This window comes from Arthrobacter agilis, from assembly GCF_006494655.1.
In the GTDB taxonomy this organism is placed as follows: Bacteria; Actinomycetota; Actinomycetes; order Actinomycetales; family Micrococcaceae; genus Arthrobacter_D; species Arthrobacter_D agilis.
This window is the reverse complement of the sequence record NZ_VHIM01000006.1, coordinates 150,636-164,475: the sequence shown is the minus strand read 5'-3', so window position 1 is coordinate 164,475 and position 13,840 is coordinate 150,636. Positions and strand designations below refer to the sequence as shown.

Genomic DNA, 13,840 nt, shown 5'->3' with positions numbered 1-13,840 from the left:
CACCCGGGTCCACGAAGGGACGCCGGGTGCACCGCTAGACTTGTTTCCACGCCATCTACGTAAATGAAGTGAGAGAGATGACTGCCCAGACTGTTGAACACGGTACGGACTCAGTTGCCCCCGGAGCCACCGGCCGTATTGCACGTGTCATCGGCCCGGTTGTCGACGTCGAGTTCCCGGCCGACGCAATCCCCGCAATGTACAACGCCCTCACCACCGAGATCACTCTCAATGGTGAGACGCGCCTGATCACGTTCGAGACCTCGCAGCACCTCGGCGACAACCTCGTGCGCGCCATCTCACTGCAGGCGACCGACGGCCTCGTCCGCGGCACCGTGGTGCAGGACACCGGAGCGGCCATCTCGGTCCCCGTGGGCGACGGCGTCAAGGGCCACATCTTTAACGTCCTGGGCAAGCCGCTCGACGTCGAGGAGTCAGCGCTCGAGATCACCGAGCGTTGGCCCATCCACCGCACGGCTCCCAGCTTCGCCTCCCTCGAGGGCTCCACGGAGATGCTCGAGACCGGCATCAAGGTCATCGACCTCCTCACCCCGTACATCAAGGGCGGGAAGATCGGTCTGTTCGGCGGCGCGGGCGTCGGCAAGACGGTGCTCATCCAGGAGATGATCACCCGTGTGGCCCGTAACTTCGGTGGCACCTCGGTCTTCGCCGGTGTGGGCGAGCGTACCCGTGAGGGCAACGACCTCTGGGTCGAGATGGAGGAAGCCGGGGTCCTCAAGGACACGGCCCTCGTGTTCGGCCAGATGGACGAGCCACCCGGAACGCGTCTGCGCGTGGCACTGTCGGCGCTGACCATGGCGGAGTACTTCCGCGATGTGCAGAACCAGGACGTGCTGCTGTTCATCGACAACATCTTCCGCTTCACCCAGGCCGGGTCGGAGGTGTCGACCCTGCTGGGGCGCATGCCCTCGGCCGTGGGCTACCAGCCGAACCTCGCCGACGAGATGGGTCTCCTGCAGGAGCGCATCACCTCGACGAAGGGCCACTCGATCACGTCGATGCAGGCCATCTACGTGCCGGCCGACGACTACACCGACCCGGCTCCGGCGACCACCTTCGCGCACCTCGATGCGACCACCGAGCTCTCGCGTGAGATAGCGTCCCGTGGCCTCTACCCGGCCGTGGACCCGCTCGCCTCGACCTCCCGCATCCTGGACCCGCAGTACATCGGCCATGACCACTACAACACGGCCGTTCGCGTGAAGCAGATCCTCCAGAAGAACAAGGAACTGCAGGACATCATCGCGATCCTGGGCATCGACGAGCTCAGCGAGGAGGACAAGGTGATCGTCGCCCGCGCGCGCCGTATCCAGCAGTTCCTCTCGCAGAACACCTACACCGCCAAGCAGTTCACTGGTGTCGAGGGCTCGACCGTGGCGATCAAGGACACCATCGAAGGCTTCTCGGCCATCTGCAACGGCGACCTCGACCACATCGCGGAGCAGGCGTTCTTCAACGTCGGTGGCCTCGATGATGTCGAGCGCCAGTGGGCCAAGATCCAAGAGCAGACCGGTAAGTAACGCCGATGGCGACACACGGCGAACTCGAGGTCGAAATCGTCGCGGCCGACCACTTCGTGTGGTCGGGCGCGGCGCGCACCGTCAACGCACGCACGGCCAACGGGCAGATCGGGATCCTCCCCGGTCACGCCCCCATTCTGGCGATCCTCGAGGCAGGGGAACTGTCCGTGGATCCCGTGACCGGCGAACGGCTCGTGGTGGGTGTGGACGGAGGGTTCTTCTCCGTCGATTCCAACCGGGTCGTCATCGTGGCGGACAACGCCAGGGTGGGCGGTTCGGTGACGCCGGAATCCGCCTAGGATCCCGACGGTGGAGGTCCTGGGTGTCACGTTCCTGTGCCTTGCGGCTGCCTTCGGCCTGCTCGTGCTCGTGATCGGGGCATTCCTCCTCCGCAGATACCACCTCAACCGTGCACTCGGTACCTTCGACGCCTCCATCCGCCTCCCGACCTCGGGCTGGCGGGTGGGGGTTTGTCGTTACACGGACAAACACCTGGAGTGGCTGAGCCTGCTCTCCCTGAGCCCCCTTCCCCGGCACCGGTTCCTGCGGAGCTCGCTCGAGGTCGAGGGGTGGCGGCCCGCCACGGAGTCCGAACGAGTGCGCATCCAGCCGGGAGCGATCGTGGTGCAGCTCGTGCACGACGGCGAGCCGCTGGACCTGGCGATGAAGTTCGACGTCTACGCGGGTCTCTCCTCGTGGATCGAGGCCGGACCGGTCATCGGGATCGGCACCTGGCGCTGATCGGGACACGGTGCGGGGCAGCCGCGGCTCTCAGTGCTCGAGCGGCCTGATCCACTCTCCGTTGCGGAGCACACCCGCCGGCTCGAGCTCCGCCGTCACCACGACCGCGTCGGCCCGCAGACCGCTCCGGAGACTGCCGACCTCGTCGGCCAGCCCCAGGACGCCTGCCGGCACGGCGGTCGCCGAGCGCACGGCATCCACCAGTCCCACTCCGGCCCGCGTGGCGCACCGTACGACGTCGAGTAGGCTTCCTGCTCCGCCGGCCAGGGCTCCGCTCCCCGTCAGGACGGCGGTGCCGTCCATCACCGTCACCTCGCTGCGTCCCAGCCGGTAGGTACCCGATGCGCAGCCGGCCGCCGACGTCGAGTCGCTCACCAGACAGATGTTCTCCGACCCGGCGATCGTGAAGGCCATCCGGACGGTCTCGGCGTGCAGGTGGACGCCGTCCGCGATGAGCTCGACGGCGATCTCTCCGGCCCGGGCCCGTTGTAGGAGGAGGGGGACGGGTCCCGGGGACCTGTGGTGGATCGCGGGCATCGCGTTGAAGAGGTGCGTTGCGGTCGGCCTGCCGCTGAAGCCCGCGAAGCCCGTCGAGGCGAGTTCCTCGTTGATGAGGTCCAGTGCTGCCGTGGTCTGCTCCGTGGAACCGTCCGTGTGACCGATCGACGGGATGACGCCGTGCATCACGAGCTCGTACACCAGGACGTCACTGCCGGGGAGCTCGGGGGCGTAGGTCATCGAGGCGAGGTGGCCCCGGCCCGCGGCGACGAGGCGGGCAACGTCCGGCTGCGTCGGCAGCAGGAGGAACGCCGGATCATGGGCGCCGCTGCGTTCCTTGGACAGGAACGGACCCTCGGCGTGGATGCCGGCCAGGAGGCCCGCCTCGACGGCGTCGGCCAGCCGGGAGAATGCATCTTCCAGGTCCGCCAGAGGGGCAGCGCAGGTGCTTGCCAGGACGGTGGTCGAGCCGCTGCGGTGCAGATGCGCGGCAGCGGTCCTGATGTCCGCGGCGGAGCCCGAGGTGAAGTCCCCGCCTCCGGCGCCGTGGCAGTGCAGGTCGATCAGTCCGGGAAGGATCAGACAGCCCTCGGGAAGCTTGACGGCGTCCTTCCGGGAGCCGCTCCCCGTGCCGGTGATGCGTGAGCCCTCCCAGGCCAGGACGCCTTCCTCGATGCCTGCTTCGGTCACCAGGCGTCCGGACAGGGCAGTGGGTGTTCCGTGGGGAAGGGCCATGCACAGAGTCTAGGCGGTGGCCAGGGCTAAGGCCCGGGACTGCTCCGGGCGGGCGCAGCACGGTTCGAGCCGGGCCGTGCGTGCAGCGGACCTAGAACAGGCGGGATTCGCTGTCGTCCACGCCGCGCATGGCGTCGTAGTCGAGGGTCAGGCAGTCGATACCCCGATCGGTCGCCAGCACGCGCGCCTGCGGCTTGATCTGCTGGGCCGCGAAGACACCGCGCACGGGGGACATGAGGGGATCCCGATTGAGGAGCTCCAGGTACCGCGTCAGCTGTTCGACGCCGTCGATGTCGCCCCGGCGCTTGAGCTCGATGGCCACCGTGCGGCCCTTCGCGTCGCGGGCCAGGATGTCCACCGGCCCGATGGCCGTCATGTACTCCCGGCGGATCAGCGTGAAGCCCGCGCCGAGCAGCTCGATCTGCTCTGCCAGCAGCCGCTGCAGATCCGCTTCCACCCCGTCCTTGACGAGCCCGGGGTCCACGCCGAGGTCGTGGGCGGAGTCGTGGAGCTGTTCACGGATGCTGATCACGAGCTTGTCGTCGCTCTTGCCGTGCTGCACCGTCCAGACCTCGGTGATGCCCTCGGCGCGGTCGGCGTCGTCGGGAGCCCTGACGCGCAGCGTGGCCGGCGGGCTCATCCAGTTGAGCGGCTTGTAGGAGCCGCCATCGGAGTGCACCAGGACGGACCCGTCCGCCTTCACCATGAGGAGTCGGGTCGCGAGGGGAAGATGGGCGCGGAGGCGGCCGACGTAGTCGACGGAACAGCGGGCAATGACAAGACGCACGTCGAAGACTCTACCGTCCCGTGTTCCCGGAGACCGCCGACCTGCATGGTGGGGGCAGGGTCGGGGCAACGTCCGGGCGCGGTTCGGCGGCTGCGCGGGTGGCAGACTTGGAGGATGCCCCGTTCCAACCGCCCGAACCGACCCGGGTCGCCCAGACCCAAGTGGGGGGCACCCCCGGAGATCGATCTCGAGCGGGCGCGCGCTGGTCTTCCGCTGCGGGAATCGGCGCCGGACGGCGACTGGTCCGTGCGCCGCATCACGGAGCGCAACGCGGCGAAGACCTACACCTGCCCGGGGTGCAACGCGTCCATCCTCCCGGGGATAGCCCATCTCGTGGTGTGGCGGGAGGACTCGCTGTTCGGTCCCGAATCCGCCCTCGCTGATCGCAGGCACTGGCACGTGCGGTGCTGGCAGACGCGCAGCTTCCGGTACTGACCTCCGCACAGCCCCCGTTGGGGATTACGCTGCACGGCTGCACGGCTGCACCGATGCAGCCCTGGCACCGAGGCGGCCGCTGCGCGCATGCAGCCTCAGCACTGGGGCAGCCGGCTGAGCGGCATCGCACTCCCGGCGCCCTCCCTGAGAAGGCTCCGCCGCGGCCGGGGCAGTGCCTAGACTGGTCGGATGGCCAGCAGCGAGACACCCGACTACACCTATTCCACGAGTCATGAACCAGTGGCGATCCGAGCGGCCACGGTGCTCCCGGCGGAGCGGCGCAACATCGAGCTGCACACCGCCGACGGGCTGACGCTCGTGGGGGAGTTCGCCACCCCTGCCGGCGGCAGGGCGCCGAAAGCAACGCTCGTGACGTTGCACCCGCTCCCGACGCACGGCGGCTTCATGGACTCCCATGTCTACCGGAAAGCGTCCTTCCGGCTGCCGGCCCTCGCGGACATCGCCGTACTGCGCTTCAACACGCGCGGGACGTGCTCGCCGAGGGGCTGCAGCGAGGGCGCCTTCGACGGCGGCGAGGCAGAACGCCTCGACCTGCAGGCCGCCGTCGACTGGGCCGTGGCCGAGGGCCTGCAGAACATCTGGCTGGTGGGCTGGTCCTTCGGGACGGAGCTGTGCCTGAAGTACGGCGCCCAGGACCCGGTGGCCGATCTCATCGAGGGCGCAATCCTCCTCTCCCCGCCGCTGCACCGCGCGGACGATTCCGACCTCGACGCGTGGGCGGCGAGCCGACTCCCGCTGAAGGTCCTCGTGCCGGAGTTCGACGACTACCTGGTACCGGAGGACGCCAGGGCCCGTTTCGCCCGCGTCCCGCAGGCGGACGTCACCGGGGTCGAGGGCGCGAAGCACCTGTGGGTGGGAGAGAAGTACGCGGCGCGGGTGCTCGACGAGATTGTCGCTGTGGTACGCCCGGACAGCCCGGGACCGTTGCCCACGGAATGGGCCGGCCCGGCCGCCGTCGCACCCTCACCCATGGCCAACGGCTGACGCCACCCTCACCCGTGGCCAACGGCTGACGCCGCCCTCACCCGTGTCCCGCGACTGACCTTCCCGAGCGCCCGCGGACGGACGAGCTACTGGCTGTCCTGCCGGGCGATGAAGACTTCCTTGAGCAGCAGCATGACAGCCGCGGCGGTCGGGATCGCGATCAGCGCTCCGAGCACCCCGAGGAGCGTGCCACCCGCGATGACGGCGATCACGGCCACGGCGCCGGGAACCGCCACGGCCCGCTGCATGATGCGGGGGGAGATGAAGTACGCCTCGAACTGCAGGTAGGCGACATAGGGGATGGCGAAGAGGAGGCTGGTGTGCCAGCCGACGGTGAGCCCGATCAGACTCACCACCACGGCGGCGATCGTCCCGCCGACCAGCGGGATGAACGCCAGGAGTGCGACGACGAAGGCCAGCAGCACCGAGAACGGGACATCCGCGATGGACATGACGATGAAGGCGAACGTGCCGTTGAGCAGGGCCACGCAGGCCTGCCCGATCACGTACATGCCGACACTGCGCGTGATCTCCTCGGAGAGCACCTCGACACGCGGCCGCCGTGAGCGCGGCGCCAGCCGATAGGCCCACTTCTTCATGGCGGGAAGAGAGGCGAGGAAGTAGAGCGCCAGCACGAGGACCACGAGCGTGCCGAAGAGGCTGTTCAGGATGACCGACCCGACGCCGAGGACGCCGCCGAAGATGCCACCCACGGCCTCGCTGTTGGCGAAGAACCTGTCGATCTCGGAGGACACGCGGTCACGCAGCTGGAACTGGGTGTCCAGGGTGGTGAAGAACTCGGAACGCAGGAAGTCGTCGGCGTAACCCGGCGCCCGGTCCACGATCTGCGAGGTCTGGCTGACGATCGTGGGGATCAGGAGGGCGAAGAAACCGGCGACGAAACCCACGAGGGCGAGCAGGGCCACGGCGATACCCGCGGGCCGAGGCACGCGTTTCGCCTCGAGCCACCTGACGATCGGATCGAGGCCGAGGGCGATGAACAGTGCGGCCCCGATCCAGACGAGGAGCTCGCCGACGTTGGTGATGATGAAGAAGGCGAGGAGTGCGAGCCCCACGCCCACGCTCATCATGAAGCCGAAGTGGATGGGGTGGGCGCGCATGCTCCGCGGGTAGCTCCCGCCGAACTTCAGCCGCTCGTCCGTCAGCGCGACACCGGGGTCCACGGCGACAGGCGCGGCCTGCCGTTCGGGCGGGAATTCGAAGCGTGGGCGCGGCTGCGCGGAGGGCAGGGATCTGCGCGCCCGCACGAACATCGAGCGGAGGCTCGACGCCGTCGTCGCTGCGGTGGGCCCGTGGCCACCGGCTGCGGCTGCTCCGTCGTCCGGGGGGAGGCTCACGGTCTCCGGACGGGGGAGTGGCTGATCCAGCGGGACGTCCTGATGGTCTGTCAACGAAGAGCTCTGCTTTCACGTGAGCGGTGCCTCTACCGCGGGTCTAGCGAAACCCTAACAGTGAGGGCCCGGCGGAGAAGTTTCCCGACCGGCATGGTTGCCGGGGAACTTCGTTACCATTGGGTGACTATTTCTGAGTGGACCGGCACGGGGTCGAGGGACCGACGCAGACCGACGCGAACCACCAGGGCGGAAGGGGCCACGCGGTCCGGCCGTGACGGACGACGATAGGCAACCAGTGCGCGTGAAGACAGCAGTACCGATCATCGTGGCAGGTCTCCTGCTCATGCTCGCGGGCATCGGCCTCCGCACGTTCTGGGCGCCGGACGAGACGATCAGCGCCCGCGTGAGTGAGGATGCGCAGGGAGCGCCGGTGACGGTGATCGAACCGGGCGCCCGCGGGACGGGAGAGGGGCCCGTGGAGGTCGCGGTCACCGCGGATGGCCCCTTCACCCTCGCGGTGGGTCGCGCGTCCGACGTCGCCGCCTGGGTGGGTGATGCTGCGCACCTCAGCGTCACCGGCATGGCGGAGGAGACGCTGTCCAGCGAGTACTCGGAGGGTGAGGATTCGGTGCCGGACCCCCGTGGCAGTGACCTCTGGATCAGCGAAGAACCGGGCGACGGTTCCCTCACCTATCGCTGGAGCGAGCCCGTCGAGGGCGAGTGGTCGATCCTGCTCGTTGCGGACGGGGAGTCGGCGGCCCCGACCGACGTCACGGTGACCCGTCCCAATGATCAGTCGACGCCCCTGGCGCTGCCGCTGCTCATCGGTGGGGCGCTCGTGGTCGTTCTCGGCATCGTGCTGCTCTTCGTGCGGTCACGCGGCGGTGCGGCCAGGAACGGTCGTGGCAGGCGGGCCGACCCCGTCGAGGGCACCCGGGCGCATGCGCGCCTGCACGGACAGGAAGGGCGGACGCAGCGCACACGTGCGGCGTCAGCCCTGGGCGGAGGTGTGTCCGCGGCAGCCGTCACGGGCCTGGTCGGCGCCGCCACCCTGCTGGGTGCGGCCCCCGGTACTGCGACCACGACGGCACCGACGCCTGCGTCCTCTGCTACCGCCTCCGCCACTGCTACCGCCTCCGCCTCCGCCTCCGCCACGGGCGCACCGACACCGGATGCCCCGGGCGCTCCCTCGGCCGGCAGCGATGCGAGTGGGCCTCCGGTCGTGCTCGACAATCAGCTCGAGCGGATCCTCGCGTCGGTCGCCTCGACCGTCGCGGCGGCAGATGCAGCCGCCGACGCCGCTCGTCTCGAACCGCGGGTCGCGGGCGCCGCCCTGGAGCTCCGGAAGGGCAACTACGCCATCCGCACGAAGGACAGCGATGCCGCCGCCCCGGTGCCGGTCGTCGATGCCCCGCTGCTGCTGGACATGGTGCCCACGGGGGCCGAGTGGCCCCGCACCGTCGTCGCCCTCACGCAGGGCGACGCGAATCCCGTGCCGCAGGCGCTCGTCCTGGTGCAGGAGTCACCCCGCGACAACTACCGCCTGACCTCGGCCGTCCAGATGCTGCCCGGCAGCACCTTCCCCTCGCCCCCGGCGCCGGGCGCAACCGGTCCCGTACCGCTGGAGGAATCCGGCGCGCTCGCGATCGCCCCCCAGGAGGCCGTCGACGCCATTGCCGACTTCCTCACCGAACCGTCGGGCGACAATGCCGAGACCTTCGAGGAGAACTCGTTCGCCGAAGCCATCACGGAGTTCCAGGCCGGGGTCGTCGCCGACCCCGGCAACAAGGCCGCCACGATCACCTTCACGCACACCGCGGACCAGGACAGCACGCACGCCCTCCGGACCGGCGACGGCGGAGCGATGGTCTTCGGGTACCTGACGCACACCTACCGGAGCCTCCCGAAGGCGAAGGGCGACACCATCGAGCTCGAGGGGACGGTGTACGAGGCGCTCACCGGCGAGGAGGTCAGCAGCAAGGGGATCGACGTCAACTACGGTGAAGCTGTGATGATGTACGTCCCACCCGCGGGGAGCAGCGATAAGATCCGGGTCATCGGTGCCGCCCAACAGCTCCTGTCCGCCACCCTGCGCTGACCCGGGGTCCACGCGCCCCGCCACGAGCAGTTCACACCAGTCGTCGCCACAGAAAGGCAGAGCATTGTCCACACCAGCACAGCGCGGCGGTATGCCGCCGTCCAGCATGAACCTGCGGGGAGCGGTGGACCTCTCCGCCCTGAAGGCCCGAGCCGACGCCGCCGCCCGGCCCGCTTCGGCCCGTGCCGCAGCGCCGGCCCCGAGCCCGTACATCGTGGAGGTGACGGAGGCCACGTTCCCGCAGCTCGTCCAGCTCTCCTCGCAGGTGCCCGTGGTGGTCAACCTGCGGGCCGAGTGGAGCGACCAGTCGGCTCAGGTCACCTCGGTCCTCGAAGCCGCCGCCGTCGAGTTCGACGGGCGCATCCTGCTCGCCAATGTGGACCTCCAGGCGCAGCCGCAGATCGCGCAGGCCTTCCAGGCCCAGGGTGCCCCGACCGTCGTCGCCGTGGTGAAGGGCCAGCCGGTACCCCTTTTCGAGGGGGCGCTGCCGGATCAGCAGATCCTCGCCTACCTGGACGAACTGATGAAGGTCGCCGAGGCCAACGGTGTCACGGGCACCCTCAACGACGGTTCCCAGCCGTCGCCGGTCGAGGCGGAGGAGCCGCCGCTGCCGCCGCTCCACCAGGAGGCTTTCGACGCGATCGAGCAGGGCGACTTTGCAGCCGCCGCGGCCGCCTACCGCCGCGCCCTCGCGGAGCAGCCCGCCGATGCCGAGGCGAAGGCCGGCCTGGCGCAGGTCGAGCTGATGGACAGGGTCCAGCATCTCGAGGCGGACCGGACGCGGCAGCGTGGTGCGGACGAGCCGGAGTCCGTCGAGGCCCAGCTCGCCGTCGCGGACCTCGATGTCACGGGCGGCCATGTCGAGGACGCCTTCTCCCGGATCACCGGGTTCATCGCGCGTTCCGCCGGTGAGGACAGGGAGACGGCACGCAAGCGCCTGCTCGACCTCTTCGACGTCGTCGGCGTGACCGATCCCCGCGTGACCGCGGCCCGCAGCGCCCTCGCACGGGCCCTGTTCTAGGGCATCCCCTGGCTCCGAAGGAACCGATGACGAAGCCCGCACAGCCGAGCACGCCCGGCCTGTTCGACCCGATCACGCTCCGCTCGCTCGTGCTTCCCCACCGCGGATGGGTGGCCGCGATGTGCCAGTACTCGTGCGACCCCGTGGCCGCCCCCGGCGTGCCGACCGACTGGCACCTCGTGCATCTCGGCCAGTTCGCCACGGGTGGTGCAGCACTGATCATCACCGAGGCGGCCGCCGTCAGCCGCGAGGGGATGATCAGCCCGCGGGACGCCGGCATCTACACGCGGGAGCAGGCCGAGGCGTGGCGCCGCATCAACGGCTTCGTCCACCGGCACAGCGCCGTCGGCACCAGGACGGCGGTCCAACTCGCGCACGCCGGCCGGAAGGCCTCCACCTACTGGCCCTTCAGCGGAGTCCACGGGTCCGTCCCGGTGTCGGCGGGTGGCTGGGAGACCCTCGGGCCGACCGACGCGGCCTTCGGCTCGTACGAACCCCCGCGCGCCATGACCGAGGAGGACATCGCTGCGGTCATCGCCGATTTCGGTGCAGCGGCAGCGCTCGCGGTCGACGCCGGTTTCGACACCCTGGAGATCCACGCCGCCCACGGGTATCTGCTGCACCAGTTCCTCTCCCCGCTGGTCAACACCCGGACCGATCGCTGGGGCGGCTCGGAGGAGAACCGGTTCCGCCTGACGCTCGAGGTCATCCGCTCGGTGCGGGCGGCCATCCCGGCGACCATGCCCCTGCTGCTGCGCATCTCCGCCTCCGACTGGGCGGTGGGCGGCCTCGACGGCGCCGTCTCGGCCAGGCTCGCTGCGCGCGCCGCGGAGGTGGGCGTGGATTTCGTGGACGTCTCCTCCGGCGGTGCCCTTCCCGCGGCGTCGATCCCCGTGGGGCCCGGATACCAGGTCGGCCTGGCCGAGGAGGTCCGGAGCTCCGGCGTCCCGACCGGCGCCGTAGGCCTCATCAGCGACGCGGGGCAGGCGGACGCCGTGATCCGGGCCGGACAGGCCGACGTCGTCCTGATCGCCCGCGCCGCGCTGAGGGATCCTCACTGGTGGATGCGGGCTGCGCACGAGCTCGGACACGACCTGGTGGCGGCGCCGCAGTACGAGCGGGCCGGAGCCTTCTGACGCGCTGACCGGGACCGTTTTCCTCCTTTGGGATGACGAGCGGCGCTCGGGCCCGTTGCTAGCGTTGGAGCATGGAGTCCCTGGTGCCACCCCCGTCCGACGCGAACAACCCCGAGGCGGAGGCGGGCAGCGCGGCCCTCAGCATCCGCGGTCTGGCCAAGCGTTTCGGCGAGAAGATCGCGGTGGACGGCGTCCACCTCGAGGTGCCGTCGGGCTCCTTCTACGGGCTGGTGGGTCCGAACGGCGCGGGAAAGACCACCACGCTCTCGATGGCGACCGGCCTGCTCCGCCCGGATCACGGCCAGGCCCTGGTGCACGGCGTGGATGTCTGGGCCCAACCCCTCGAGGCGAAGAAGCTCATGGGCATCCTGCCGGACGGCGTGCGCTTGTTCGACCGCCTGACGGGGGAGCAACTGGTCACCTATGCCGGACTCCTCCGCGGGATGGACCGCGAGACCGTCCAGGAGCGGACGGGCGATCTCCTCCGTGCGCTCGATCTCGCGAACGACGCGGGAACGCTCGTCGTCGACTACTCCGCCGGCATGACGAAGAAGATCGCGCTGGCGTCCGCCCTCATCCATGCCCCGAAACTGCTCGTCCTCGACGAACCGTTCGAATCCGTCGACCCCGTGTCGGCCGCCAATATCAGGGACATCCTCGCGGGCTACGTGGAGTCCGGCGGCTCCGTGATCGTCTCCAGCCACGTCATGGACCTCGTGCAGCGCATGTGCGACCACGTGGCCGTGATCGCCGCGGGTACGGTCCTCGCCGCCGGCACGGTGGACGAGGTGCGCGGCGACGGCTCGCTCGAGGACCGGTTCGTCGAACTGGTCGGCGGCCGCACCACCTCGGAAGGGCTCTCATGGTTGCGCACCTCCTGAGGCTCAAGCTCGTCCTGCTGAGGAACTCCTTCAAGCGCAGTACCGCCCAGCTGATCGGCGTCATCCTGGGCGGGCTCTACGGCCTCGGAATCCTCGGCACCCTCGTCGTCGCCCTCGTGCTGCTCGGCTCCGCGGACGTCGGGTTGATCAGGACCATCCTGGTGATCGGGGGCTCGGCGACCATCCTCGGGTGGATCGTCATCCCCATTGCGGCGGCCGGGATCGACATGACGCTGGACCCCGCGCGCTTCGTCACCTTCGCGATCCCCATGCGGCAACTCCTGACGGGGCTTGTGCTCGGGGGACTCGTGGGCATCCCGGGCGTCGTCACGCTCATCGCGAGCCTCGCCCAGGTGCTCACCTGGATCCGCTACCCGGCAGCGGCACTGACGGCGTTCGTCTGCGCGCTCGTCGCCGTCCTCCTGTGCGTCGTCGCCTCGCGGCTCGTGACCACGGCCGTGTCCTCCATGACGGGCTCACGCCGCTTCAAGGACATCAACGGCGTGGTGGCGTTCATTCCGCTGCTGTTCCTCGGCCCGATCATCGGCGGGGTGACCGCAGGCTTCCAGAGCTCACCCGGCTTCGCCGCCTCGCTGGCCGATGTCCTCGCCTGGACACCGCTCGGTGCGCTGTGGGCGGCACCCGCTGACGTCGCACAGGGTCAGGCCGGACTCGCGGTCCTGCGTCTGCTGATCGGTGTCGCGACCCTCGTCCTGTTCCTCGTGCTGTGGAGCCGCAGTCTCGCACATGCCCTCGTGACACCTCCGTACAACGCCGTCACCAAGCGGGCGGGAGGGAACCTCGGCTGGTTGGGCCGGTTCCCCGCTACCCCCGCCGGTGCCGTGGCCGCGCGGGCACTCACGTACTGGCTCCGGGATCCGCGGTATTCCGCTTCCCTCGTGGTCATCCCGTTCATCGGGGTCCTCCTCTTCTTCTCCGGCGGCAGCGCAGGTGCCTTCGCCTTCCTCGGACCGATCACGGCCTTCCTCCTGGCATGGTCGATCTCCGCGGACATCTCCTACGACAACACGGCGTTCAGCCTGCATCTCTCCACCGGCGTCAGTGGCCGTGACGACCGCACCGGCAGGGCTGCCGCGCTCCTCGTCTTCTCGCTTCCGGTCACCCTGGTGCTGACGGTGCTGCCGCTGCTCCTCGGCGGCAGGTCGGCCGACCTCCCGGCGCTGCTGGGCCTCTCCCTGGGACTGCTGCTCACGGGCACGGGGCTCTCCAGCCTGGTCTCCGCGCGGTACACCTACAACGTGCCGCTTCCCGGGGAGAGTGCGTTCAAGACGCCTCCCGGGACGAACTTCCTGATGTTCGCGGTCCAGTTCATCGGCTGGTTCGTGATGCTGCTCCTGGCCCTGCCCGAGATCGTCCTCACCATCGTGTACTTCGTCACGGGCAATGCCGCCTTCGGCTGGGCAAGCCTGCTGGCGGGCCTGGTACTCGGCGCGATCCTGCTGGTCGTGGGTATCCGTTCCGGCGGCCGCTGGTACGACAGGCGCGCGCCGGAGCTGCTGCTGGCGGTCTCGGCGAACCGCTGACCTGCGGCGTCCCCGGGGCGTCGCCGCCGGTGCCGCTCCCGTCCGCCGCCGTCGACCGGGCGG

General features: G+C 69.7%; 13 protein-coding genes. 10 read left to right on the top strand and 3 right to left on the bottom strand.

Annotation, left to right across the window (positions count from 1 at the left end):
- Positions 1-77 precede the first annotated feature (77 nt).
- From atpD to FJV46_RS11010, 3 genes are read left to right on the top strand one after another with little or no spacing between them, the layout of a single operon-like run.
- Positions 78-1,541: a F0F1 ATP synthase subunit beta gene (atpD, locus tag FJV46_RS11020; RefSeq protein ID WP_087027294.1), complete on the top strand. Its 1,464-nt coding sequence runs from the start codon at positions 78-80 to the stop codon at positions 1,539-1,541.
- Between the two features lie 5 nt (positions 1,542-1,546).
- The gene (locus FJV46_RS11015) at positions 1,547-1,840 is read left to right on the top strand and encodes a F0F1 ATP synthase subunit epsilon (protein ID WP_087027296.1); all 294 of its coding nucleotides are present in this window, start codon (positions 1,547-1,549) and stop codon (positions 1,838-1,840) included.
- Between the two features lie 10 nt (positions 1,841-1,850).
- Positions 1,851-2,282, top strand: coding sequence for a DUF2550 domain-containing protein (locus tag FJV46_RS11010; RefSeq protein WP_087027298.1), 432 nt, complete (start codon positions 1,851-1,853; stop codon positions 2,280-2,282).
- A 30-nt stretch (positions 2,283-2,312) separates the two neighbouring features.
- Here the strand turns inward: FJV46_RS11010 and FJV46_RS11005 are convergent, their stop codons facing one another.
- Both FJV46_RS11005 and nucS read right to left on the bottom strand, forming a co-directional pair.
- Positions 2,313-3,515, bottom strand: a complete 1,203-nt coding sequence (locus FJV46_RS11005) for an N-acetylglucosamine-6-phosphate deacetylase (protein ID WP_087027300.1) — start codon at positions 3,513-3,515, stop codon at positions 2,313-2,315.
- Positions 3,516-3,606: 91 nt separating this feature from the next.
- Positions 3,607-4,302, bottom strand: a complete 696-nt coding sequence (nucS, locus tag FJV46_RS11000) for an endonuclease NucS (protein ID WP_087027302.1) — start codon at positions 4,300-4,302, stop codon at positions 3,607-3,609.
- A 114-nt stretch (positions 4,303-4,416) separates the two neighbouring features.
- On the opposite strand from nucS, the gene FJV46_RS10995 reads away from it, so the two are divergent.
- Complete coding sequence (locus FJV46_RS10995) at positions 4,417-4,737, top strand: Rv1322 family protein (protein ID WP_087027304.1); 321 nt, start codon at positions 4,417-4,419, stop codon at positions 4,735-4,737.
- Positions 4,738-4,926: 189 nt separating this feature from the next.
- A complete protein-coding gene (locus FJV46_RS10990) occupies positions 4,927-5,742 on the top strand; it encodes an alpha/beta hydrolase (RefSeq protein WP_087027307.1) in 816 nt (271 codons plus the stop codon).
- Between the two features lie 86 nt (positions 5,743-5,828).
- Here the strand turns inward: FJV46_RS10990 and FJV46_RS10985 are convergent, their stop codons facing one another.
- Entirely contained in the window at positions 5,829-7,154 is a 1,326-nt protein-coding gene (locus FJV46_RS10985; protein ID WP_370684667.1) for an AI-2E family transporter, read from the bottom strand.
- Between the two features lie 244 nt (positions 7,155-7,398).
- Between FJV46_RS10985 and FJV46_RS10980 the strand changes: the two genes are divergently transcribed.
- The 5 genes from FJV46_RS10980 to FJV46_RS10960 all read left to right on the top strand — a co-directional run bounded on the left by FJV46_RS10980 (position 7,399) and on the right by FJV46_RS10960 (position 13,777).
- Entirely contained in the window at positions 7,399-9,195 is a 1,797-nt protein-coding gene (locus FJV46_RS10980; protein WP_126130620.1) for a DUF8094 domain-containing protein, read from the top strand.
- Positions 9,196-9,259: 64 nt separating this feature from the next.
- Positions 9,260-10,216, top strand: coding sequence for a tetratricopeptide repeat protein (locus FJV46_RS10975; protein WP_087027310.1), 957 nt, complete (start codon positions 9,260-9,262; stop codon positions 10,214-10,216).
- Positions 10,217-10,242: 26 nt separating this feature from the next.
- Positions 10,243-11,352 carry an NADH:flavin oxidoreductase/NADH oxidase gene (locus FJV46_RS10970; RefSeq protein WP_087027312.1) on the top strand — a complete coding sequence of 370 codons (1,110 nt, stop codon included), beginning with the start codon at positions 10,243-10,245 and terminating at the stop codon, positions 11,350-11,352.
- A gap of 71 nt (positions 11,353-11,423) precedes the next feature.
- Positions 11,424-12,233 (top strand): ABC transporter ATP-binding protein, encoded by an 810-nt coding sequence (locus FJV46_RS10965; RefSeq protein WP_232008406.1) that lies wholly within the window; start codon positions 11,424-11,426, stop codon positions 12,231-12,233.
- Positions 12,215-13,777: a transporter gene (locus FJV46_RS10960; protein WP_087027316.1), complete on the top strand. Its 1,563-nt coding sequence runs from the start codon at positions 12,215-12,217 to the stop codon at positions 13,775-13,777. Before FJV46_RS10965 ends, FJV46_RS10960 begins: the two co-directional genes overlap by 19 nt.
- The last annotated feature ends 63 nt before the right edge of the window (positions 13,778-13,840 follow it).